This window comes from Stenotrophomonas sp. GL_111 (genome assembly GCF_057835245.1).
Window position 1 is genome coordinate 2,418,442 of record NZ_CM174421.1, and the last position, 23,653, is coordinate 2,442,094.

The window sequence follows — 23,653 nt, forward strand, 5'->3', positions numbered from 1 at the left end:
GTGGGCGCGGTGGATCAGGCCGGGCTGCCGATCTGGGCCGGCGCGCGCATCAGGGTGTCGCGCGGCAGTTCGCCGAAGACACGACGGTAATTGTCGGCAAAACGGGACAGGTCCCACAGCCCGCAGCTGAGCGCCACGGCCTTGACCGACTTGCGGCTGGAATCGGCCATCGACAGCCCGCGGCAGGCCGCGCACAGCCGCAGCATCGACAGATAGCGGTTCGGCGAGGTGCCAAACAGATCTTCGAACGCATAGCGCAGTGCCCGCTCGCTGACCCCGGCGGCATCACAGATTTCGTGCATGTAGATATAACGACGCAGATTGAGCCGCATGAAATTCTCGGCACGCTGCGCGATCAGATAATGGGTGCGCCGTGCCCGGCTTTGCCCCGGCCGGTCCTGCTGGCCACTGCTGAGCAGGGCCTGGATATGTTCATGCAGCAGCAGTTCCACCGCATCGTCGGCCAACCCCGCGCCCGCCTCGCCCTGCAGCTGGGCATGCAGTTGTACGTAGCGTTGCAGCAACCGCGACGTCCCTGCCCCGCCATCCGGACTGAACAGCGACAACGCCTGGCCCGAGGGCAGCGTATTGCGCAGGCTCAGCTGGGTCAGTTTGCGCTGTACGCGCTGCATCGGCGCCAGCAGCAGGCTGATCTGCGTACCGGCACTGAGGGTGAATTCGCTGATCCCTTCGGGCAGCACCGTCACCGCCATGCCCGCCGTCAGCGGAATACCGTGGCACCAGCTGCTGCCTTCGTCGGTGGCGTGGATGAAACCAAGCAGGCACCAGTCCTGCGGCAGCATGAAACGCCCGCGGAAATGGAACCCGCAGACCGCCGCGCAGAACAGCGCCTCATCGTGCACGCGGGACTGGATTGCCGCCCGCGGGCCATTGCCATCGAGCAGGACCATTTCCAGGTCGCAGACCCGCAGCACACCGCTCAGCGTGGCCAGGTCGTAGGACCTGAGCGCGCTGTCGCCAATGCCATCCACTACACCATCAACCATGATAGTGACGCCCCCTTTGGCCTGGACGTCCGCCCCGATGCCAGCACCGCGCGGACCCACACTCCTGCGTTGCGCAATTCAAACCAGATTCAATCCTGCACACGCGCCGCCAAGCACGGTGCCGGTAAACAATGTGATTAACGTCATGCTTTTCGCCCGGGCACCGCCGGATAATCGAATGCACGTTTTCGGCCAGTATGCCCTAACTCGGCCGGCGATAAATACGCCAATCACGACATCTGGCACGTTCGCTGCAGATGTGAAGAACATACGGGAAAACAGGGCCATTCAGCGTCAAAAAGTCGTCATCACAAGAGCTTCACCGCAACAACACGCCCCGTTCACTTTATAAACATTAAATGGAGTCCATAAACAGTTAAGCATTCATTTGCGGCGATCCCTAAAGCTTCGGCCGGGAATGCCGATTTTGCGCATAAGATTCGCTTGCACACGCTCAGTATTCTGCAATGACATTCCAGTGGATCCGTGGCGGAACCGGAATGTCCAACAGGGGGACGCAATGACCAGGCTCGTTGTTTCGAGATCGCTCCGGTTCCGGAGCGCACAGGCGCCGTCTGCACGGCCGCGCCTGCATATCCTGCTTGCCGCGTTCTGCCCGTATTAGGTTCCGCCGGATCGGTCCGGCTGGCGCCGCGGCTGCAGTGTGGCCGCACCCTGCGCAGGGATGACGCAGGCCGTTGGAAGGCCCCGGTGGAACCGGAACCGGCCTCCTGCTCGCAGGTAGTTCAATTGATTGACCGGAACAGGGAGTAGACCGTCATGAATGCCTCCATTCGCAAGTTCATCGCAGAAGAAGATGGTGTCACCGCGCTCGAATACGGGCTGCTGGCTGCGGTAATCGCCGGGGTGCTGGTGGTTGCCGGCCGCGCAGGCCTGGAAGACATGTTCGAAACGCTGTTCACCAAGCTCAAGGACCTGGTCAGCACCACCATCGACGGCTCCGGCGGCACACCCGCACCCGGCGGCTGATTCAGGCCCTCGCAGGCACCACATCGCCATAGGCCGTTGTCGTACCGCAGGCCGGGGGGCCTGCGGACTCGGCAGCGTGCGGCCTGGCAACCGGAACACGTCGTCGTTCGGCCAAGGAGGAGTCGTCGGATGTCGCTGCTGCCACTGCTGGCATTGTTGTTGAGCGTGCGGATCGCCATCAGCGATCTCTACGCCCGGCGCGTGCCCAATCGCTGGCTGGCGGTTACCGCCGTACTCGGGCTTTGCGCGTTGCTGGGCGAACAGCTGTTCGGCGGCGATGCCACGCTGCTGCCGCATCTGGCCGGTCTGGGGGTCGGCCTGGCGGCACTGCTGCCGTTCTATCTGCTGGGCTGGATGGGCGCCGGCGATGTGAAGTACTTCGCCGTGCTCGGGCTGCTGCTGGGCTGGCAGGCGCTGCTACCGCTGTGGCTGATCAGCAGCCTGCTGGCCGGTGCGCATGTGCTGGGCCTGATGCTGGCACGGCAGGTGGTTGCGCGCATGCCGCTGCGGCTGCAGTTTCTGCGCGAGCGCGCGCAGCAGCATTGGCAGGCCCGCCCGGCCGTGCAGCAGATGCACGGCGCGCGCCAGGGCCGGCTCGGCATTCCATATGCCGCCTATCTGTCCTTCGCCACCGTGCTGCTGGTGGTCTGGAACCTGCATGGAGCCCACCCATGAACCGTCCTCTGCAACCACGGGGCCGTCGCCCACACGGCGTGGTCACCATCGAATTCGCCTTCATGCTGATCCTCGGCCTGGTACCGCTGCTGCTGCTGACCTACACCGGGGTGATGATCATGGCCGTGCAGCAGACCCTGTCGCTGGCCTCGGCCGAAGGCGCGCGCGCTTCGTTGCGCTATGCCACCCCGGCCGCACGCCGCACCGCCGCCTGCGAAGCCTCGCGCCGCTCCATGCAATGGCTGCTCACCTATGCCGGGCAGACCCCGAACTGCAGCAACGCCGCCGCTGCCCCGATCGTGGTGTCCGCACCGGCCCCGTGCAGCGGCCAGCCCACCGCGCAGTGCATCCAGGTGTCGGTCAGCTACGACTACCGCAATCATCCGTTCCTGCCCGGCACCGGCGCCGCCTACGGCTGGGTGATCACCGAACCGATCCGCAGCTCGGCCGTGGCCCAGCTCGACCTGGGTACCCCGTGATGGCCCACCCCTATTTCCTGGAGCACGTTGCATGCTCAAGCTGACCCGCATTGCCGCCGTGGCCCTGATCGCGCTGGCGCTGCTGCTGGCCCTGGTCGCCTTCGTGATCAGCCGGCGCGCGCCGCAGCAGGTCAGCGCGCCGAATCCGCAGGTCGCGGGGCAACCGAAGAGCTGGCCGGTGGTTGAAGCCGCCACCACGCTGCCGGCTGGCCGCCCGATCAGTGCCGGCGACCTGCGGATCGGCGCGGCGCCGCAGGCACCGAGTGGTGGCTATGCCAACATCGCCGAGGTGGCTGGCGCGGTCCCCATGCACGACATCGCGGTCGGTACCGCGCTTCAGCGCGGGGTGATGGCACAAGGCTATTCACTGCGGCTCAATCCCGGCGAACGTGCGTTGGCGGTACCGGTCGATGAACTCGTGGCCGCCGGCAACCGCATCCTCCCCGGCGACTACGTCGATGTGTTCCTCAACCTGCGCGCACCGCCGGGCATGAACAACGATGGCCAGGCACAGACGCGCCTGCTGTTGTCGCGGCTGCGCGTGCTCAGCTACGGCGCTGCCGACAACGCACCGGTGGCTGCTGCCCCGGCGGCCGACGGCACCAGCGCCGCCGGCAACGACAGCCGCGCCCAGGACATCACCCAGGGCAGTTCCAGCAGCTCGAGCAGCAGCAACGGCACCACCGTGCCCGCACGCAGCGCGGTGTTGGCGGTGCCGGTGGCCGATGCCAACCACCTGCTGCTCGGCGCACAACAGGGCAAGTTGTTCCTGGCGCTGCGCAACCCGGCCGATGTCGGCCAGCCCGACCTGGCCCTGTTCGCGCAACCCGATGGCGTGCTCAGCCCGCGCCGCGAGCTCAGCCCGGAACAGCGCCTGGCCTTGGCCTCACCCGAGAATGATGCCTACGCCGGCCTCGACAGCGATGCCCTGGCCGGCCGCGGCAACACCCCCCGCGCACCGGCCGCCGCGCCACGCCAGGCCACGCGCCGGGCGCCGCCGCTGGACCGCGGCGTCGAGATCATCCGCGGTGATGTTTCCTCCCACAGCGGCTCCCGCTGAGCCCATGCCGAGACCCTCCATGTCGCCACGCTCCGCCCTCCCGCATCGCCCTTCCCGCCACTGGCTGCCGCGGCTGGTCCTGTTGGCTGTGCTCGGTGCCAGCCCGGCGCTGACCCTGGCCAATGCCGACCTGGTCCTGCAGACCCGTGAGCAACGCCCGTGGACGCTGCCGGCCGATCTGGAACGGGTGGCGATCGCCGACCCCGGCGTGGCCGACCTGGTGATGCTGCGCGGTCCGCGCCAGGCGCTGCTGGTCGGCAAGGCCCCGGGTACCACCACCCTGTTGTTGTGGCGTCGCCAGCAGAGCGAGCCGCAGCGGATGCAGATCGAGGTGCGCAGCGCCGTGCAGGGTGCCTTGGCCCAGAACGAGGACATCCAGCTCACGCTGCAGGATCAGCAGGGCCTGCTGCAAGGCAGTACGCCCAGCCTGCTCGATCACGAACAGAGCCGCAAAGCCGCGGCGATGGCGGTCGGCAAGGAGGGGCAACTTGCCGATGTCTCCACCATCAGCAGCGGTGGCGTGGTCCAGGTGGAAGTCAAAGTGGTGGAGTTCAACAAGTCGGTGCTGCGCCAGATCGGCATGAGCTTCGCCAACAAGAATTTCAACCGCAACAATGGGTTCTTCTACGGCATCGCCCGTCCCGGGACCACCCTGCCCGGCGTAGCCCCGGTAACCGATTCGGGCACCGGCACGGGGACCGGCACCGACAACATCGTGGTCACCAACCCGCTGTCGTCGGCCTTCAGCCTGGTGTTCAAATCGCTCACCCACGGCTGGGACGCCAACATCGACCTGCTGCAGAGCAACGGCATGGCGCGCGTGCTCGCTGAGCCGACCCTGGTGGCGCTGTCCGGGCAGAGCGCCAGCTTCCTTGCCGGTGGCGAGCTGCCGATTCTGGAACCGCAGGGCCTGGGCACCACCACCGTCACCTTCAAACCGTTCGGTATCGGCCTGACCGTGACCCCCACCGTGCTCGGCCCCAACCGCATCGCGCTGAAGGTCGCCCCGGAAGCCAGCGATCTCAACTATTCCTCCGGCATCGCCTACAACGGCGTGCAGATTCCCTCGATCACCACCCGCCGCGCCGACACCACCGTGGAGCTGGGCGATGGCGAGACCTTCGTGATCGGCGGGCTGGTCAGCAACACGGTCAGCTCCAACGTGGACAAAGTGCCGCTGCTCGGCGACCTGCCCATCATCGGGTCGTTCTTCCGCAGCCTGAACTACAAGCGCGAGGAAAAGGAGCTGGTCATCATCGTCACCCCGCGGCTGGTGCAACCGCTGGCCAAGGGCACCACCGTGCCGTTGCCCGGCGAGCGCGAGGCCAAGCCCAACCTGCCGGTGTGGGGTGCGTGGCTGCTCAGCCCGGCCTCATCCGACCAGCTCCCCGGCTTCTCGCGCTGAGCCCATGCCAGGACCCCACTGCCCATGTCCGCCGCCACCGTCCAGTTGCTGCAACCGATGGCACTGCCCATGACCCTGGTGCTGTTCGCGCCCGATCGCGCCCTGCTCGCGCCGCTGATCGCCAAATTGCCGGTGGGTACGCAGCTCCAGTGGGAAGACAGCGCCGCCAGTGCCAGCGCCCTGGATGCCCACCGCCGCACGGGTAGCTGCATCGTGCTGCTCGACTTCCGTCGTGACCAGGCCGGCGCATCCACGGAACTGGCCCGGCACCTGCAGCGCGCCCATCCCGAGCTGCCGCTGGTGGCCGTCGGCAGCACCGCCAGTGACCAGGTCGATGGTGTGGTCGCGGCCGTCCGCAGCGGCCTGCGCGACATCCTCGACCTGGACGCCAGCACCCCCGACATCGATGCGGTGCTGCGTCGCGCCGCCGGCACCCCGGCCATGCGCAGCGTCGCCGCCGAGGCCAGCCACAAGGCGCGGTTGGTGCTGGTCCTGGGCGTGCGCGCCGGCGTGGGCAGCAGCACCCTGGCCGCGCACGTCGGCGTACTGGCCCAGCAGCTCAGCCACCCCATCGCCGCCACCGCGGTGGAATCCGATTCAGGCCAGCAGGCCAACACCCTGCTGCTGCTCGATCTGGGCCAACCGGCCGGCGACGTTGCGCTGTACCTCAACCTGGACAGCCAATTCCACTACGACGACGCGCTGCGCAACGCCACCCGTATCGATGCCACCCTCGCCCGCACCGCGATGACCCGCCATTCCGGCGGGCTGACCCTGCTGGGCCAGCCGGCCGGCAGCGATGGCGGCCCGATCGCCGACCCGGCGGTGCTGGTACAGCGCCTGCGCGGGGTGTTCGAAAGCGTGCTGTGCGACCTCGGCGGTGCGCCGATCCGGCAGATTCCGCGCTCGCTGCTCAACAGCGCCGATGAAATCTGGCTGGTCGCCGACCAGGCCATCGGCAGCCTGGTCTCGCTCGACCAGGTGCTCAAGCAACTGGAATCGCTGGGCGCGCGCGATGCACGGCTGCAGCTGGTGATCAACCGCCACGATGAAGCCGGCGGGCTCAGCCCGGCCCAGATCGCCCAGCGTTTCGCGCTGCCGCTGCTGGCCACCCTGCCCGACTGCAACCGCCTGCGCGCCAGTGCCAACCACGGCCACCTGCTGCTGCAGGATGCCCCGCGCGACCCGTACCTGCGTGCCCTGACGCCCCTGCTGGCGCGACTGGACCCGGCCCTGTCCGGCCTCCAACCGCGTAGCTGGCGGGAAAAACTCGTCCTCCGCCTGAGTGGTCTCCCATGGAAGACAAAGTGACGCCGTTCGCTCCTCCCGCCGCACGCGCCGATGCGGTCGGCACGGTCGATGCCGCGCATCCACCATTCGCGCAGTCCGACGAGTACCAGAAAGTACTCGTCGCCGCGCATGAGCACCTGCTCAACAGCATCGAAGACGAGCGCATCGACATCGATGCGTGGGCACCGGATACGGTGTCCCGTTACGTGCATACCCAGACCGCGATCTTCGTGCAGGAATGGCGTATCCCGGTCAACGAATCGGAGATGGAAGTGGTGGCCGGCGCACTGGTCAAGGAGCTGACCGGGTTCGGCCCGCTCGATGACCTGCTGCACGACCCCAGCATCGAAGACATCCTGATCAACGGCTACAAGGACATCCACGTCTCGCAGGGCGGCCGGCTGGTGCGGGCTACCCAGCGCTTCAGCGATGACAGCCACCTGCTGCGCATCCTGCGCCGGATCCTCGCGCCGCTGGGCCGGCGCCTGGATGAATCCAACCCGATGGTCGACGCGCGCCTGCCCAACGGCGGCCGCCTCAACGCGATCATCTCGCCGCTGGCCGTGGACGGCCCGATGGTGTCGATCCGCAAGTTCCGCAAGGATCCGTTCACCCCGGACGAACTGCTGCGGATGGGTACCTTCGACCCGCCCATGCAGGCACTGCTGCATGCCATGGTGCTGGGCCGCTGCAACATCCTGGTGTCCGGCGGTACCAGTTCGGGCAAGACCTCCCTGCTCAACGCGCTGGCCAGCTACGTGCCGGCCGACGAGCGCGTGATCACGGTGGAAGACACCGCCGAACTCTCGCTCAACCATCCGCACGTGGTGCGCCTGGAAAGCCGCATCGGCGGTGCCGACGGCCAGGGCGCGGTGAGCATCCGCGACCTGGTCCGCAACAGCCTGCGCATGCGCCCTGACCGGATCGTGGTCGGCGAAGTCCGCGGCGCCGAAGTGCTGGAAATGCTGCAGGCGATGAACACCGGCCATGACGGTTCGATGGCCACCATCCACGCCAACTCGCCGCGCGATTGCCTGTACCGCATCGAGATGCTGGCGGGGTTCGCCGGCTTCCAGGGCAGCGAAGACAGCTTGCGTCGGCAGATCGCCAGCGCCATCGATTTCATCGTGCAGATCTCGCGCCTGGGCAGTGGTCGCCGCGTGCTGGTATCCATCACGGAAATCACCGGGGTCAGCGACAACCTGATCAGCACCCAGGAAATGTTCCGCCACGAAATCCAGATCGATGCCGACGGCAAGGAACGCGACCGCTGGATCGGGCTCGGCTTCCATCCGCATTCGCACAAGCTCGAGCCGTTCCGGCGCCAGCTGCGCGAAGCCCTGGACGGAGGCTACTGAGCATGCCCACCGTGCTGCTCCTGTGCAGTGGGGTGCTGGTGCTGGTGGCCGTTGCCATCGAGCTGTGGTGGGGGGCGGGCCGCCGCGAACGCCAGCGCGTTTCGCTGCAGCACACCGAGCAGCGCCTGGCCGCCGCGCCATCACCGCAGCAGTTGGCGGGCATCCCGCCACGCACCACCCCACCGCCGATCCCGGCTGCCGGGCCACGCGTGCAGCCCTGGGATGCGGTGCTGCAACGCGCCGGCCTGCGCCCCGGTTTGTACCTGCCGGTGCTGTGGCTGCTGGGCGGGCTGCTGCTGGCATGGCTGGCCGCGGCGCGTATCGGCACCGGCTGGATGTGGCCGATCACCCTGGGGATCTACGCCCTGGTGCTGGGGGTCTGGATCTCACGGCGGATCATCGGCATGCAACGCAAGCTGCTGCGGCAGCTGCCGGACTTCCTCGACAACCTGGTGCGGCTGACCGGGCTGGGCAACAGCCTGCAGATGGCGTTCCAGACCGCCGCCCAGCAGGTGCCCATGCCCCTGCGTTCGCTGCTCGACGACACACTGTCCGGCACGCGCAGCGGGCTGGACCTGGACCGCGCGCTCAGCCAGGCCGCGCAGCCCTACAAACTGGATGTGCTGGACGTGCTCGCCGTGGTGCTGGGCGTGAGCATCCGTATCGGCGGCCGCTCCGACCAGATCCTGCAACGCATGAGCGATTTCATGCGCGATCTCGAAGCCGCGCGCCAGGAGCTGATGGCCACCACCTCGGAAACCCGCATGTCGGCCTGGGTGCTGGGCCTGCTGCCCCCGCTGTGCGGGCTGCTGATGGCCATTGCCAGCCCGGATTTCTTCCAGCCGGTGCTGCATGCGCCGCTCGGCCACAAGATTCTGGGTATCGCCCTGGCGTTGGAACTGGTGGGTGCGTTCGCGCTGTATCGACTGGCGCGCTCGCTATGAGCGCCAACGCCCTGTGGGTCACTGCGCTGCTCGTGCTGGCCATCGGCCTGGCCCTGCTCGGGGTGGCCTGGCTGCTGCTCAGCCATCATCAGCAGCGCACCGCAGCCACCCTGCAGACCGCGCTGCGCGCGCACGACGGCAGCCCGCGCGACACGCCGGCCAGCGCCGCCACCGAACCGGGCCCGCGCGGCATGGCGTGGCTGGTCGCGCTGGGCGAACGCTTCAACGGCGGCCGCATCGAAGCCGCCCTGCTCGCTCCGGAAGACCGCCTGCTGCTCGACCAGGCCGGCTGGAACACGCGCACCGGCACCGCCACTTTCCTTGGCCTGCGCCTGCTGCTGGCGCTGGTCTGCCTGGTGCTGGCGCTGACCTTGTTCAAGGCCAGCGGCTTCAGCCGCGTCATGCTGGCGCTGGCCGCGATCGCCTTTGGCATCCTGCTGCCCAAGTTCGCGCTGCGCAGCTGGGCCAAACGCCTGCGCCAACGCGCCAGCGCCGAACTACCGCTGCTGATCGACCTGCTGCGGCTGCTGCAGGGCGTGGGCTTCAGCATGGACCAGAGCCTGCAGACGCTGGGCGACAAACTACGCGGCGCGATTCCGGTGCTGGGCAACGAAATCCAGCAGGCCAACATCGCCTACATGCACGGCCGCAGCCGCGCGCAGTCGTTGCGCCGGCTGGGCGAATCGTTCGATGACGAGGACCTGCGCAGCCTGGTGCAGCTGATGCTGCAGGTTCACGAACACGGCGGTGCGGTGCAGGAGCCGCTGCGTCAGTTCAGCATGCGTCTGCGCGAGCAGCGCCGTTCCTCGCTCAAGGAAAAGGTCGGCAAGCTCTCCGTCAAGATGACGGTGGTGATGATGCTGACCCTGTTGCCGGCACTGATGCTGGTGTTGTCCGGCCCGGCGATCATCGCCTTGGCCGATGCCATGACCAAACTGGGTTGATGACCATGCCGAATCCTTCGTTGCGCTGCGGGCTGCTGCTGATCGCCGTCGCCCTGTGCGCGGCCTGCACGACCATGAAAAACGGTTACCGCACCGACCCGGTCAGCCTGGCCCCGCCGGAGAAGCCGGCGCAGGACGACAAGGGCATGTACCTGGAACTGATCGTCCAGATGCAGCGGCAAGGGGCGTACTACGCCTCGCTGGCGCATGTGGAGGCGTATCGCCAGCGCTACGGCGATGTGCCCACCCTGCGCCTGCTGCAGGCCGACGCCCTGCGCGAAACCGGCCAGGTGGCCGCCGCGCAGGCGCTCTACACCGCGCTCAGCAGCGGCCCACAGGCGGCCGCGGCCTGGCACGGGCGGGGCCTGATCGCCGCACGCGGCAACGATGCCGCCCAGGCCGAACAGGCGCTGGCGCGCGCGGTGCAGCTGCAGCCGCTCAATACCGATTTCCTCGGCGACCTGGGCTTCGCCCGACTGCGCGCCGGCCACCTCGATCAGGCCCGCGAACCATTGGCCAAGGCCGCCGAACTGGCCCCGGGCAACGTCAAGGCCAACGCCAACCTCGCGGTCTGGGCGCTGTTGCGCAACGACACCGCGATGGCCGAGCGGATCATGCAGAGCGCGGCACTGCCCGCCCCGGCCCGCGAAGAGATCCAGCGCCTGGCCCAGCAGCTGCGCCAGCCCGCACCACCGCCGACACCGGCCCCTACACCCACACCGGCACCCACTGCAGCGGCGACGGCAGCATCCCTGCCCAGCGCGTCGGTGCCCACGACGCCCGCCCCGGAGCACCCCGCTCCCGTCAACGTGCGCGACAACCGCAGCGTCGACCGTGCACGCGTACCGGTCGCGGTGGAATCCGCGCGCGCCCCGCGCGGCGATGCCCGTCTTGCGCCGTCAATGCTGGAACGCTTCGGTGGACCCGACCACGCCAATGAGAGCACCCCATGATTCCCTCCGCCCGCCTTGCCGTGCTGTCCACCACCGTCCTGCTCGCACTGGCGGCCGCCTGCGGCGCAGCGCAGGCCCAGCAGCGCCCGTTGACCGGGCAGATGCTCGGCGAGACCGCGCCCGCCCCCGCCCCTGCCCGGATCGAGCCCAATGCCGCCCTGCCGGCGCGTGATCCGGTCGCACCGGTCACCGCCGTTCAAGACAACCCCCGCGCGGCGCCCTATGTCCCACCGCCGGCCTACGAAACACCGCGACCGGCGTCGGCGAAACCGCAGATCGGCGATACCACCCGTGCCCTGCTCCAGCTCCAGGCCAGCGGCACCCAGGCCGGCCCGCGTCTGCCGATCCTCGGCGACCAGGCCTCGGCCAGCTACGCGCGTTACCTCGAGAGCTTCACCCATCCCATTCCCGAATACCTGCAGCACAGCGTGCGCAAGGACGTCAGTGGCAGCGGGTCCGGCAGCGGAGACTGAACCCATGAACACGTCACGGATGCCACGCCCCCTCCAGCCATCGGTGCACACGCGCCAGCGCGGTGGCATGTCGGTGACGATGATGCTGGTGATGATCGGCCTGTTGACCATGCTCGGCCTGGTGGAGATCGGTTACCTGTACTGGGCCAAGCGCGATGTACAGAAGATCGCTGACCTGTCCGCACTGGCCGGCGCGCAGCGGCTGGACTTGTGCACCGCCAACCGCACCGACAACAGCGCCGCCCGCCAGAACGCAGTCACCGCCAACCAGTTCCCCGGCACCGTGGCCATCCAGTGTGGCGACTGGAACCCTGTCAATACCAGCGCCGACCATTTCCTGGTCGACGCCGCCAAGCCAGTCAACGCGGTCAAGGTCACCGCGCAACGTTCGGTGTTGCCGTTCTTCGGCCAGAACCAGAGCCTGCCCACGGTCCGCGCACAAGCCGTGGCCACGCGCGCGCCGCCGCTGGCGGTATTCAGCGTCGGCTCGCAGCTGCTGCGGGTCAACGGCAATACCCCCCTGGGCAGCGTGCTGCGGCTGGTCGGCGTGGACCTGGACCAGACCACCCTGCTCGGTTACGACGGCCTGGCCCAGGCCAAGATCACCCCCGGTGGTCTGCTGCAGGCCCTCGGCATTCCCGTGGATGCCAACATCGGCATCGCCGAGTTCAACGCCCTGCTGGCGGGCCGGACGATCTCGCTCGGCCAGCTGCTCGACGCCACCGCCAACGTGCTCACCCAGAACGGCGTCGCCAACGTCGACCTGACCGCCCTGAAGAACGCACTCGCCGCCAAGGTGGACCTCAACAAGCTCAACCTGCAGCTGGGCAGCAGCGACACCACCGGCGGCATCTTCGCGCGCGTGGTCGCGCCCGACGGCCCCGCCGCGGCCGCGCTGCAGGCCGACGTCAATGCGCTGGACCTGATCACCACGAGCATCAGCATCGCCAACAGCGGCAACGGCGTGGCGGTCAACAACCTCAACGTGCTGGGGCTGGTGCAGGCGCGTGCGGCCATCATCGAGCCGCCCTCGATCGCCATTGGCGGTGTCGGCGCGCGTGCCTACAACGCGCAGGTGCGGGTGAACCTGGACATCGACAGCAACAACCTGCTGCTCGGCCTGGGCAAGGTGCTTTCAGCGCTCGGTATCCGCCTGCACCTGCCGATCTACGCCGATGTCACCAACGCGATGGGCACGCTCACCTCGCTGCAGTGCGCCGCACAGCCACATACCGCCACCATCCAGGTGGAATCCTCGGTGCTGCGCGCCTGCGTGGGCAAAGTGGCCGACAGCGGCAAGTTCTCCACCCGCAACGTCTGCGATGCCAGCCTGCAGAACGAACAACTGCTGACCCTGCTCGGCGCCCCGCTGATCAACGACCAGATCAAGCTCAACGCGCTCACCCATTCCGAAGCGGTCACGCTGGCCCCGGGCGAAACCCGCTCGACCTGGATCAACGGCGCGCAGATCGGCACGGCGGTGAACGACCTGGTCAGCCAGTTGCTGCGTGTGCTCAGTGGCGTGCTCAATCCCGCCTCCAAAGGCATGGGCACCAGCGACACCGCCAACCAGCTGGCTGACAAGTTCCTCAAGGCGGCCAACCCGGGCAACGGCCTGTACGACGTCGACAAAACCATCGCCCTGCTGCGCAACGGCTCCACTGCGCAGGGCATCGAGCCGTTCGGCGACTGGCAGGTCCACAACGGCGTGCCCTTTGCCTGCGGGCTGCTGGGGCTGGTGACCTGCTACAAGGACGGCTCGGCCTGGGACGGCTACCGCACCGTGGTGACCGGCCAGGGCCTGGGGGTGCTGGATGGCCTGCTTGGCACCGTGCTGGGCGGGTTGGTGATCAACCGCTGCAGTGGCCTGGTCAGCACGCTGCTGGCCTACAACAGCTGCGTCAAGGGCAACCTGGCGTCCTACATGCAGACCGCTCCGGCCGGCGTGCTCGACAACCACCAGGGCAGCGGCAGCGTGCTGGACCCGAGCACCAACAGCGTGGCCTGCAGCGGGCTGCTGTGCGTGCTGCTGCGACCGGTGCTGGAAGGGCTGCTCAAGCCCCTGCTCAATGGCGTCGGCACCCTGCTCACGCAGACCCTGGCGCTGGTGCTGGGCTTGGAACTGGGCCGCACCGATGTCCACCTGCAGGCCGTGCAATGCACCCCCGCGCAGCTGGTCTATTGAGCGTGGCGGTGCATGCTAGACTGCGGCGGGGACTGGATTTCACAGACGAACTTTCACCGATGCGCCATTCGTGGACGGCCTGATGATGCGAGAGAGAAAAGCGGTTGTTTCCGCCAGCCGGCGTGTGCTTGCCGGCAGCCTGATGTTGTTGACGCTGGGCGTGGTGCCGCAGGCACTGGCCGCGCGCGCGCCGAAGGGCGAGACCGCGCCCGCACCGCGCACCGCACCGGTGGTGCGCAACACCGTGGATGAGCTGCGCCAGCTGATGGATTCGCAGCAGCTCACCGAACTGCGTACCACCTACAACGGCAGCTACGGTGCCAGCCTGCTGTTCAACACCAGCACGCTGAACTACTACGCCGCGCTGTTCCACGACAAGGACTTCTGGCGCGTGATCAAGACCGATTCGGTCGAGAACGCCGAGAAGGTCTACCGTACCTTCGTGCAGCAGACCGAAGAACTGGCCCAGGTGTACATCGACACCACGCGCCTGGAAGCCGGCAAGCGCTATACCGAGAATCTGGTTGCGTTCAACGAACAGCGGCTGCGCAGCCTGCAGCAGGAAGCCGAGCTGCAGCGCCAGCAGTCATTGCAGGTCAGCAGTTCGATCCAGCAGGCCAAGCAGCAGGCCGTCTCGTTGAGCACCGACCTGCGCAGCACGCACAGCCAGCTCGATGCGCTCAACCAGCGCATCCAGGTGCTGCAGGCCCAGCAGGGCAACCCGGAAACCGCGTTGCCCGCGCCGGAAACGGCTGCATCGCCGCCGCCGGCACCGGCTGGCGAACCCGGCAACCCGTAAGCGCAACGCGGCGCTGGGCTTCGGCCAGCACCACATGGCATTCCTTCAACGTCCGCGGCGCACGCTGCGGACGTTGTCGTTGGTGTCCGTAGTACCCTGCAGTCCTGCGGCATGCCCGCACCACGGACACAGGAAAGCGCCATGGCCCATGATCAGGACGACACCCGCCGCGCCGCCGAAGTCACGCTCCCGCGCACGCGACGCACTGCTGCAATGCTCGCCGGCCTGACCTTGGCCGGGGCCCTGCACACCGCCAGCGCCACCTCGCCGCCGCTCGATGCGCAGGCCTCCGACCCGCGCACGCTGGGCTGGATGCAGGGCTTCCCGCCGCCCGAGGCCAAACGCATCCGCTACACCGACAGCGATTACTTCAGTTTCCCCAAGCTGCGCTGGACGGCCTGCCACTTCCGCGAGTTGATGCCGACCGTGGGCGTCAGCCGCGGTGCCGGTGCAGCCACACCGTTGCCGCAGCAGCTCGACAGCGGCATCGACGCGCTCACCTTTACCCCGTTGAACGGCACCGCGCCGATGACCTGGGCACAATCGCTGCAGGCCAACTACACCGATGGCATCGTGGTGCTGCACGACGGCGTGGTGGTGTATGAGCGCTACGCCGGCTGCCTGGATGCACAGGGCCAGCACGGCGCGATGTCGGTGACCAAATCCATCACCGGCCTGCTCGGCGAGATGCTGGTCGCCGAAGGTGTGATCAAGGAGGACGAAACCGTCGGCGCGATCATTCCCGAACTGGCCAACAGCGCGTTCGGCGATGCCACGGTCCGGCAGGTACTGGAGATGACCACCGCGCTGCGCTACAGCGAGGACTACGCCGATCCCAACGCCGAGGTCTGGCAGTATTCCGCCGCGGGCAGCACGCTGCCGCCACCGGCCGGCTACCAGGGCCCGCGCAGCTATTTCGAATACCTGCAGACCGTGCAGAAGCAGGGCCGCCATGGCGCGGCGTTCGGCTACAAGACCATCAACACCGATGCACTGGGCTGGATCATCGCCCGGCGCACCGGCAAGCCCGTGTCCACGCTGTTGTCCGAGCGCATCTGGCAGCACCTGGGTGCCGAACAGGATGCCTATTACACCGTTGACTCCACCGGCACGCCGTTCGCCGGTGGCGGCTTCAATGCCGGGCTGCGCGACCTGGCGCGCTTCGGCGAACTGCTGCGCAACGACGGCCGCATCGATGGTGAACAGCGGATACCGGCGGCGGCCATCGCGCGGATCCGCGCCGGCGGTGACAAGCGCGCCTTCGCCAAGGCCGGCTATGGCCTGCTGCCTGGCTGGAGCTATCGCGGCATGTGGTGGAACACCCACAACGCGCACGGTGCCTACATGGCGCGCGGTGTGCACGGCCAGGCGTTGTACATCGACCCGGCCGCCAAGCTGGTGATCGCGCGCTTCGGCTCGCATCCCACGGCCGGCAACAGCGCCAACGACCCCACTACGTTGCCCGCGTTCGAGGCGCTGGCGCAGTACCTGATCTCGCGCTCGCCCTGACCGCCACCACCGCGCCTTCACGTATGTATAATGCGACCCATTCGCATTTGTACGGAGTGTCGGCGCATGTCCTCGGCCCCCTCGGCGCGCCAGCGCCTGGACGGCTTCTACCGTGAGCACCATGGCTGGCTGCTGTCCTGGCTGCGCCAACGCCTGCGCAGCCCCGACACCGCCGCCGATCTCACCCAGGACACCTTCCTGCGCCTGCTGGCCAAGCGCGTGGACCCGGCCCAACTGAGGTTGCCGCGCGCCTACCTGAGCACCATCGCGCACGCGCTGATGGTCAACCACTGGCGCCGCGCCGACCTCGAACGTGCCTACCTGGACGCCCTGGCGCTGCAGCCCGAGCCGGTGCACCCCTCCGCCGAGGAACGCGCGCAGGCACTGGAACTGCTGCACGCGGTCGAACGCATGCTGCGCCACCTGGCCGAACGCCCGCGCCGGGCGTTCCTGCTGGCGCGTCTGTCCGGGCTGGGCTACGCCGAAATCGGCGAGCGCCTGGGCGTGTCCGAACGCATGGTCAAGAAATACATGGCCCAGGCCATGCTGCACTGCCTGCAGTTGCAGCAGGACCCGGCCGCGGCATGAGCCCGGCCGAACAACACGCCTGCCTGCAGCAGGCCGCGCACTGGTTTGCCGAGCTGCACGGCGAGGCCCCCGACCCGCTGCGTCAGCGCCAATGGCAGCACTGGCTGCACGCGCACCCGCAGCACCGCGTGGCCTGGCAGCAGGTGCAACAGGTGTGGGACCGCTTCGCCACGCTTTCCCCGGCCGCCACCGAGCAGGCGCTCACCGGGCTGCGCCCCGCACGCCGGCGCGCCCTGCGCCAGATCGGCGGTGTCCTTGGCGTGGCCGGGCTGTCCCTGCTCGGCCTGCAGCAGCTGCCGATGCAGCACTGGCAGGCCGCGCAGCGCACCGCCTTCGCCCGCACCGGGCGCTGGACCCTGCCCGATGGCGGCACGCTCTGGCTCAATGGCGACAGCGCCGCCGACATCGACTACACCGCCGATCAGCGCTGCATCGTGCTGCACCGGGGCGAGCTGCTGCTGCAGACCGCCGCCGATCGTCAGTCCCCGTCACGGCCCATGCAGGTACGCACGCCACTGGGCGAGCTGCAGGCGCTGGGCACCCGCTTTTCGGTGTGTCTGAACGGCGCGGCGGCGCGCGTCAATGTCTACCAGGGCCAGGTCGTGCTGCGCCCCAGCGCAGCGCCCGCGGTGATGGTCGAGGCCGGCAGCCAGCGTCGCTTCCATGGCGACACGGTGGAACCGGCCAGCAGCGCCGATCCGTTGCGGGGCACCTGGCTGGGTGGGCAACTGCTGGCCGATGCCGAACCGTTGCAGCGGGTCGTCACCGAACTGGCCCGCTACCGGCGCGGTCATCTCGGCTGCGATCCGCGCGTGGCCGATCTGCAGCTGGTGGCGGCGCTGCCGCTGGATGACAGCGATCGCGCGCTGCAGCTGATCGCGGCGGTGCTGCCGGTGCGGGTCGAACGGATCCTGCCGTGGTGGGTGACGCTGGTACCGGCCTGAGCCTGACGTCACGGTATCGATCGCGGCGGTTCCCTTTTTTCGATCTCGATGGGCATTCCCCATGAGCCCCCAGTGCGGGCGCCCTTTCCCATCCAGGTGTTGTCGATGTCCCGTCCTTCCGTTCGCCCCTCCCTGCCCCGTGCCTCGCACCTGCGCCTGGCCATCCAGGCCGCGCTGTGCCTGTCGCCCCTGTTGCTGCCGTTGCGCGTGGCCGCGCAGGACGCCGCCAGCGCCCAGCAGCTGCAGCACTTCGATCTGCCGGCCGGTCCGTTGTCGCCGCTGCTGACCCGTTACGCCAGCCAGACCGGGGTCAGCGTCGCCGCCGATGCCGCGTTGACCCGCAACCGCCAGAGCGCCGGTCTGCGTGGCGATTACACGCCTGCCCAGGCCCTGCAGCAGCTGCTCGCCGGTACTGGCCTGGGCGTGCACTACGACGCCCGCGGCGGCGCCATCCTGCGCGCCGCCTCGGCCGCCGGGGCCGTCAGCATGGGGCCGCTGCGCGTGCCCGGCGACAGCACCCACGCCGCCACCGATGCTTTCACCGCGGCCGACCAGGTGTTCCGTGATGCCGGCTCCAGCGTGCACATCGACCGTCCGACGCTGGAGCGCTTCCGCGGCCAGTCCACCAGCGACATCCTCGCCGGCACCGTCGGCGTACACACCGCCGACGGGCGCAACGGCGGCGCCATCGACGTCAACATCCGCGGCCTGCAGGGCCAGGGACGGGTGCCAGTAATCATCGACGGTGGCCAGCAATCCATCGACGTCTACCGTGGCTATGCCGGCGTGCAGCAGCGCAGCTACCTGGACCCGGACCTGATCAGCAGCGTCACCATCGGCAAGGGCCCCAGCCTGGCCGCCAATGCCGCCAGCGCGATCGGCGGCGTGGTCAGCATGGAAACCCTCAAGCCCGATGACATCCTGCGCGAGGGCCACGACTGGGGCTTCCGTTTGCGCGGTGGCCTGGCCAACAACAGCATCGACCGCGGCCACGCGTTCAAGCAGATCGCGCGCGGCAGCGAGCACCGCAACGCCCTCACCTCTCCCAACGACTGGTCCGGCAGCCTGGCCTTCGCGCTGCGCGGCGAGCGCTACGACCTGGTCGCCGCGTATGCGCGACGCAAGCAGGGCAACTATTTCTCCGGTGAGGACAAGGCCTACCGCTACGACAACCAGAACCTGTCCAGCGGCGGCACCGGCATGACCAGTCAGTCGGTCTCGGACCTGTTCCATGGCGGCGATGAAGTGCTCAACACGCACACCGACAACGAATCGCTGCTGCTCAAGGCGACCTGGCGGCCCAATGACGACCACGCCGTGGAGGCAACCTACCGCTACTACGACTCCAGCTTCGGCGAAATCATGCCCTCGGCAATTGGCCGCGTGGGCGAGTCCAATGAGTGGGTCACCTACGTCGACAAAGCCAACACCATGTACCAGTTCGAGCCCGGCAAGATGCGCATCAACGCCGTCTCACTGCGCCACCGCTACCAGCCGCAGGACCAGTCGCTGATCGACCTCAAGAGCACGCTGTGGTTCACCCAGGCCAACAGCCGCATGTTCAACGCCAACCTGGTCAACACACCGCTGTTCAAGGAATACCCCGGCGACGGCATGCCCGACACCCTGGGCGAAAGCTATGGCCCGGGCCTGCGCTCGGACGTGGAAAGCGCGCGCTGGGGCCTGGACGTGGCCAACACCTCGCGCCAGTTCACCGCTGCCGGCGAACTGGTCTGGCGCTATGGCGCGTCGTTCCAGCATGAGGACACCGCGCCGGATTCACCGGTGCTCGCGGTGGACTACACCAGGAACCGCTACCTGCGCAGTGGCGTGCGCAAGGAAGCCAGTGCGGTGGCCTCGCTGGAATGGAAGCCCACCGACTGGCTCTCACTCACCGCAGGCGGCCGCTATATCGACTACAGCAGCCGTGACCGCAACCGGATCGCCTCGGTCGCCGCCTCACGCGATCAGCCCTACACCTTCGCGCGGCTGAGCAAGGACGGCACCCTGTTGCCGGGTTGGTACAAGGAATGGTTCCCCAATGCCAACGGCCAGTACGATTACGCCTCGCTGCGGGCCACTCCGTATGGCGACAAGACACTGGGCGAGGCGTATGACTTCAACGGCTTCCAGCCCGACCCGCGCGGCAAGATGGGCTTCTACACCAAGCAGATTCCAACCGCCTGGAACTACGCCGAGCCCTTCCAGCGCAGCGGCCAGGGTTTCACTCCCTATGCCAGTGCCAGCTTCTTCCTCGATCCGGACAGCTTCTTCTACATCAAGTACGCCGAAGGCTACAAAATGCCGGGGCTGTTCGAGTCCACCGTGGGCAATTCCACCTCGATGCCCACGCGCGACCTGAAGCCGGAAAAGAACCGCGCCTGGGACATCGGCTACAGCATGCTCAAGCGTGATCTGTGGCGCGACGGCGACCGGTTCGCGTTCAAGCTGGCCTACTTCAAGAACGACGTGGAAAACCAGATCACCCGCGTGTTCGATTCCAAAAACTGGGGCTTCAACGTGGTCAACGTCGACCGCTACCTGGTGTCCGGCTATGAGCTGCAATCGGGCTATGACACCGGCATCGTCTACGTGGATCTGTCGGCCAGCTACTACCAGCGCGCCCGCACCTGCGATGCGGCCACCGCCGCCGCCCTGCGCAATGATCCGTACGCCAAGTGGTCCAAGCTGGAGAACACCCCGGACTGCGTCAATGGTGGCTTCGGCACCTCATTCGTCAATGCCCAGAACCCGCCGAAGTACGCGATCTACACCACGCTCGGCGTGCGCCTGTTCGAGCGCCGCCTGGATGCCGGCGTGCGCCGGATCTACAACAGCGGCCCCACCCACGAACTGGACAAGCCGTGGAACACCACCGGCTCCACCGGCCTGCAGACCATCTACCTGCCCACGGCCATCTACGACGTCTACGCCAGCTACCGTTTCAACGACCAGGCCGAACTGGAACTGGTGGTCAACAACGTGCGTGATACCTACTACCTGGACCCGCTGGCGATGAGCCTGATGCCGGGCCCCGGGCGCACCGCCCGCCTCAACGTCACCCTGCGCTTCTAAGCCCCGCGCCCCGGGTATGACACCCGGCCGGGGCCGTCCCAGCGACAGCCCCGGCCTGCCTGCATCGTTCACCCGGTAGGACGCTCAGGCCACATTCCGCCGACTACCGCAGGATTCGGCGCAGATCTATCGTGATTGCCAACAGAAACAGCCCCGGCATACCCGGGATGGAGTTGGCAATGAAGAAGGTCCTCGGCGTCTACAGCGCCCCCCGTCCGCACTGGGTCGGTGATGGTTTCCCGGCCCGCTCGATGTTCTCCTACAACACCCACGGCCAGCACCTGAGCCCGTTCCTGCTGCTGGATTACGCCGGCCCGTACGCGTTCGCTCCGACCGACCAGCGCCGGGGCGTCGGCCAGCATCCGCACCGGGGGTTCGAAACCGTCACGATCGTCTACGAAGGCGAGCTCGAACACCTCGATTCCACCGGCGCCGGTGGCCGCATCGGCCCGGGCGATGTGCAGTGGATGACCGCCGGTGCCGGCATCCTGCATGAGGAATACCATGCGCCCGCCTTCAGCCGCAGCGGCGGCACGCTGGACATGGTGCAGCTGTGGGTCAACCTGCCCGCACGCGACAAGATGACCGCGCCGGGCTACCAGACCCTGCTCGACCAGGACATCCCGAACGTGGCACTGCCCGGCGATGCCGGCCATGTGCGGGTGATCGCCGGCGCCTACCGCGGCCACCCCGGCCCGGCCCGCACGTTCACCCCGATGGATGTGTGGGATGTGCGGCTGCGCCAGGGCCATGGCACCACGTTCGAGGTGGCCGACGGCCGTACGTTGGCGCTGGTGGTGCTCAAGGGCGTGGTCCGCATCAACGGCCAGCAGGAGGCCCGCGAGGCGCAGCTGGTGATGCTGGACCGGCAGGGCGGCGATGTGCAGCTCGATGCCGACACCGACGCCACGGTGCTGCTGCTCAGTGGCGACCCGATCGACGAACCGATTGTCGGCTACGGGCCGTTCGTGATGAACAGCCAGGCCGAGATCACCCAGGCCATGAACGATTTCAACAGCGGCCAGTTCGGCCGCATCCAGGAGACTTCCGATGTCCAGTGAACCCGTCCGCGACCCGAACACCGATCACCTGCTGACCCCGCAGAACGCCGCCTTCGTGATCATCGACTACCAGCCCGTGCAGGTGAACTCCATCGCCTCGATGGACCGCCAGCTGCTGGTCAACAACATCGTCGGCGCCGCCAAGGCTGCAGTGGCCTACGGCCTGCCGATCGTGCACTCCACGGTCAACGTCAAGACCGGCCTCAACAAACCGCCGATCCCGCAGCTGCGCAAGGTGCTGGGCGACTATCCCACCTACGACCGCACCACCATCAACGCCTGGGAGGATGTGGAGTTCCGCGAGGCGGTGAAAGCCACCGGCCGCAGGAAGCTGATCATGACCGCGCTGTGGACCGAGGCCTGCCTGACCTTCCCGGCGCTGGACGCGCTCAAGGAAGGCTATGAGGTCTACGTGGTGGTGGATGCCGTCGGCGGCACCTCGCTGGCCGCGCACGAGGCCGCGCTACGCCGCATCGAGCAGGCCGGTGCACAGCTGATCAGCGTGCCCCAGCTGTTCTGCGAACTGCAGCGCGACTGGAACCGCAGCGAGACGGTGCCGGCGTTCATCGACCTCTTCATCCAGACCGGTGGCACCGCAGGCATTCAGTTCTCCTACGACCGCACCGAGTAAGCGCAGCGTGCAGGCGTCGCGCGTCGGCGCCTGCATCGCACTGGCCCTGCCCCGTACCGGCAGGGTCAACGGCAGGCATCGAAGACGCTGTCATCCATCCGCCGGCTCAGGGCCAGACTGCGCTTCAGGCCGGCCTTCCGATAGGCACGTTCACGCTGGTGCCGGGCACGTTCGCAGGCGCGCGGCTGATGGTGCAAGGAGATCACCGCGCCCGGTGGGGCACGCGCCCGCACCGCGGACGTAGTGCCGCGATGCTCCGTCGCGCGGGGGGATCGTTGCCGTTGTCGCTGCCGAAGCGGCGGTGCCCGTTGCGCCTCCAGCGCCCGTTTGCGCGCCTGCAGTTCGCGGCGTATCGCCTCGATCCGTGCCGCGTGCCGGTGTTCCACCGGGACCACGTCCACCTCCCAGACCTGCTCGGCCTGGCCCTCGGCACAGGCATGCCGCTGAAAGGTGGCCACGCCATCGACCCTGCACTTGTGGATCTGTTGTACCTGCGGCGCGGCCGCAGCCGCAGCGGTGGGCAGCGCCAGCAGCAACCCGACGCAGAGGCACATCGACAAGCGGAAGCATCGCAACAACATCGGCCATCTCCCGGAACTGCCGTCAGCGTCGCGCGTGGCGTGAACGGCAACCGTGACGGGTTGGGCGTTCCCTCAGCGACACGCCTTTTGCCTACCGTCACCTGCGGGGAATGCACACCCGCAGTGGCACTGAGCGATCAACCGGCCAGCGGAAGCTCCAGCACTTCGTCGCCCAGCGCATCGATCTCACCGGTCGGCTGCCAGCCCAGGTGTCGATAGAAACCATACGAGCGCACTGCAGGATCCGCCGCACAACCGAGGAACAGCCGCGGGAAGCCCCAGCCACGAAAATCCTCGATCATCCGCGCCAGCAACACCTTGCCGATGCCCTTGCCTTCCCATTCCGGCAGCATCGCCAGCACGATGATCTCACCGCTGTCGCGATCGCCGAAGCAGTACCCGATGATGCGCCCCTCGACCTGCGCCACATGGCCCGGCGAGCTGCCGTCGGCGACGCCGGCCGCCCAGCTCTCCACGGTGATGCCCAGCGCCGCCAGCGCTTCGGCCGAGAACGCGTTTTCGCGGGTGCGCCCGCGCAGGTCGATGCAGGCGGCCGCATCAGCGGGTACGGCGTGGCGGTAGGCAACAGGCATCCAGCAGTGTCCTTCAGGCAGTGATCCGATCCCGACCATGCCACGCCATGGAGGACCGCGATAGCCCGGGCGCACGCACCACAGCGTGCAACCCCGCCCCGGCACCAAC

22 protein-coding genes are annotated in these 23,653 nt (G+C 67.9%); 19 read left to right on the forward strand and 3 right to left on the reverse strand.

Going from position 1 to position 23,653, the window contains the following annotated elements:
• Positions 1 to 14: 14 nt before the first annotated feature.
• Positions 15 to 1,007 carry an AraC family transcriptional regulator gene (locus tag AC3IPM_RS10760; protein ID WP_489299841.1) on the reverse strand — a complete coding sequence of 331 codons (993 nt, stop codon included), beginning with the start codon at positions 1,005 to 1,007 and terminating at the stop codon, positions 15 to 17.
• A gap of 780 nt (positions 1,008 to 1,787) precedes the next feature.
• On the opposite strand from AC3IPM_RS10760, the gene AC3IPM_RS10765 reads away from it, so the two are divergent.
• From AC3IPM_RS10765 to AC3IPM_RS10855, 19 genes are all read left to right on the forward strand, one after another.
• Positions 1,788 to 1,997, forward strand: coding sequence for a Flp family type IVb pilin (locus tag AC3IPM_RS10765; protein WP_489299842.1), 210 nt, complete (start codon positions 1,788 to 1,790; stop codon positions 1,995 to 1,997).
• 129 nt (positions 1,998 to 2,126) lie between these two features.
• The gene (locus AC3IPM_RS10770; protein WP_489299843.1) at positions 2,127 to 2,672 is read left to right on the forward strand and encodes an A24 family peptidase; all 546 of its coding nucleotides are present in this window, start codon (positions 2,127 to 2,129) and stop codon (positions 2,670 to 2,672) included.
• On the forward strand, positions 2,669 to 3,151 hold the full coding sequence (locus tag AC3IPM_RS10775; RefSeq protein WP_489299844.1) for a pilus assembly protein: 483 nt from the start codon (positions 2,669 to 2,671) through the stop codon (positions 3,149 to 3,151). Before AC3IPM_RS10770 ends, AC3IPM_RS10775 begins: the two co-directional genes overlap by 4 nt.
• Before the next feature lie 31 nt (positions 3,152 to 3,182).
• Positions 3,183 to 4,211 carry a Flp pilus assembly protein CpaB gene (cpaB, locus tag AC3IPM_RS10780; protein WP_489299845.1) on the forward strand — a complete coding sequence of 343 codons (1,029 nt, stop codon included), beginning with the start codon at positions 3,183 to 3,185 and terminating at the stop codon, positions 4,209 to 4,211.
• Positions 4,212 to 4,230: 19 nt separating this feature from the next.
• Positions 4,231 to 5,616 (forward strand): type II and III secretion system protein family protein, encoded by a 1,386-nt coding sequence (locus tag AC3IPM_RS10785; protein WP_489299846.1) that lies wholly within the window; start codon positions 4,231 to 4,233, stop codon positions 5,614 to 5,616.
• A gap of 24 nt (positions 5,617 to 5,640) precedes the next feature.
• Positions 5,641 to 6,927, forward strand: coding sequence for a fimbrial protein (locus AC3IPM_RS10790; protein WP_489299847.1), 1,287 nt, complete (start codon positions 5,641 to 5,643; stop codon positions 6,925 to 6,927).
• Positions 6,912 to 8,264, forward strand: a complete 1,353-nt coding sequence (locus tag AC3IPM_RS10795) for a TadA family conjugal transfer-associated ATPase (protein WP_489299848.1) — start codon at positions 6,912 to 6,914, stop codon at positions 8,262 to 8,264. Before AC3IPM_RS10790 ends, AC3IPM_RS10795 begins: the two co-directional genes overlap by 16 nt.
• 2 nt (positions 8,265 to 8,266) lie before the next feature.
• On the forward strand, positions 8,267 to 9,208 hold the full coding sequence (locus AC3IPM_RS10800; RefSeq protein WP_489299849.1) for a type II secretion system F family protein: 942 nt from the start codon (positions 8,267 to 8,269) through the stop codon (positions 9,206 to 9,208).
• Positions 9,205 to 10,152, forward strand: coding sequence for a type II secretion system F family protein (locus tag AC3IPM_RS10805; RefSeq protein WP_489299850.1), 948 nt, complete (start codon positions 9,205 to 9,207; stop codon positions 10,150 to 10,152). Before AC3IPM_RS10800 ends, AC3IPM_RS10805 begins: the two co-directional genes overlap by 4 nt.
• Positions 10,153 to 10,157: 5 nt before the next feature.
• The gene (locus AC3IPM_RS10810) at positions 10,158 to 11,105 is read left to right on the forward strand and encodes a tetratricopeptide repeat protein (RefSeq protein WP_489299851.1); all 948 of its coding nucleotides are present in this window, start codon (positions 10,158 to 10,160) and stop codon (positions 11,103 to 11,105) included.
• A complete protein-coding gene (locus AC3IPM_RS10815; protein WP_489299852.1) occupies positions 11,102 to 11,578 on the forward strand; it encodes a DUF3613 domain-containing protein in 477 nt (158 codons plus the stop codon). The genes AC3IPM_RS10810 and AC3IPM_RS10815 overlap by 4 nt, the downstream gene beginning before the upstream one ends.
• Before the next feature lie 19 nt (positions 11,579 to 11,597).
• Complete coding sequence (locus AC3IPM_RS10820) at positions 11,598 to 13,763, forward strand: TadG family pilus assembly protein (RefSeq protein WP_489299853.1); 2,166 nt, start codon at positions 11,598 to 11,600, stop codon at positions 13,761 to 13,763.
• A gap of 142 nt (positions 13,764 to 13,905) precedes the next feature.
• Complete coding sequence (locus AC3IPM_RS10825) at positions 13,906 to 14,562, forward strand: DUF2968 domain-containing protein (protein ID WP_489299854.1); 657 nt, start codon at positions 13,906 to 13,908, stop codon at positions 14,560 to 14,562.
• Positions 14,563 to 14,703: 141 nt separating this feature from the next.
• Positions 14,704 to 16,071 carry a serine hydrolase domain-containing protein gene (locus tag AC3IPM_RS10830; protein WP_489299855.1) on the forward strand — a complete coding sequence of 456 codons (1,368 nt, stop codon included), beginning with the start codon at positions 14,704 to 14,706 and terminating at the stop codon, positions 16,069 to 16,071.
• Positions 16,072 to 16,137: 66 nt separating this feature from the next.
• The gene (locus AC3IPM_RS10835) at positions 16,138 to 16,659 is read left to right on the forward strand and encodes a sigma-70 family RNA polymerase sigma factor (protein ID WP_489299856.1); all 522 of its coding nucleotides are present in this window, start codon (positions 16,138 to 16,140) and stop codon (positions 16,657 to 16,659) included.
• On the forward strand, positions 16,656 to 17,603 hold the full coding sequence (locus AC3IPM_RS10840; RefSeq protein ID WP_489299857.1) for a FecR domain-containing protein: 948 nt from the start codon (positions 16,656 to 16,658) through the stop codon (positions 17,601 to 17,603). Before AC3IPM_RS10835 ends, AC3IPM_RS10840 begins: the two co-directional genes overlap by 4 nt.
• A gap of 105 nt (positions 17,604 to 17,708) precedes the next feature.
• Positions 17,709 to 20,678, forward strand: coding sequence for a TonB-dependent receptor (locus AC3IPM_RS10845; protein WP_489299858.1), 2,970 nt, complete (start codon positions 17,709 to 17,711; stop codon positions 20,676 to 20,678).
• A 179-nt stretch (positions 20,679 to 20,857) separates the two neighbouring features.
• A complete protein-coding gene (locus tag AC3IPM_RS10850; protein ID WP_489299859.1) occupies positions 20,858 to 21,739 on the forward strand; it encodes a pirin family protein in 882 nt (293 codons plus the stop codon).
• On the forward strand, positions 21,729 to 22,370 hold the full coding sequence (locus AC3IPM_RS10855) for a hydrolase (RefSeq protein WP_489299860.1): 642 nt from the start codon (positions 21,729 to 21,731) through the stop codon (positions 22,368 to 22,370). Before AC3IPM_RS10850 ends, AC3IPM_RS10855 begins: the two co-directional genes overlap by 11 nt.
• A gap of 65 nt (positions 22,371 to 22,435) precedes the next feature.
• On the opposite strand, the gene AC3IPM_RS10860 is transcribed toward AC3IPM_RS10855, so the two are convergent.
• Both AC3IPM_RS10860 and AC3IPM_RS10865 read right to left on the reverse strand, forming a co-directional pair.
• Entirely contained in the window at positions 22,436 to 22,906 is a 471-nt protein-coding gene (locus AC3IPM_RS10860) for a hypothetical protein (RefSeq protein WP_489299861.1), read from the reverse strand.
• Positions 22,907 to 23,088: 182 nt separating this feature from the next.
• A complete protein-coding gene (locus AC3IPM_RS10865; RefSeq protein WP_489299862.1) occupies positions 23,089 to 23,544 on the reverse strand; it encodes a GNAT family N-acetyltransferase in 456 nt (151 codons plus the stop codon).
• Between the last annotated feature and the right edge of the window lie 109 nt (positions 23,545 to 23,653).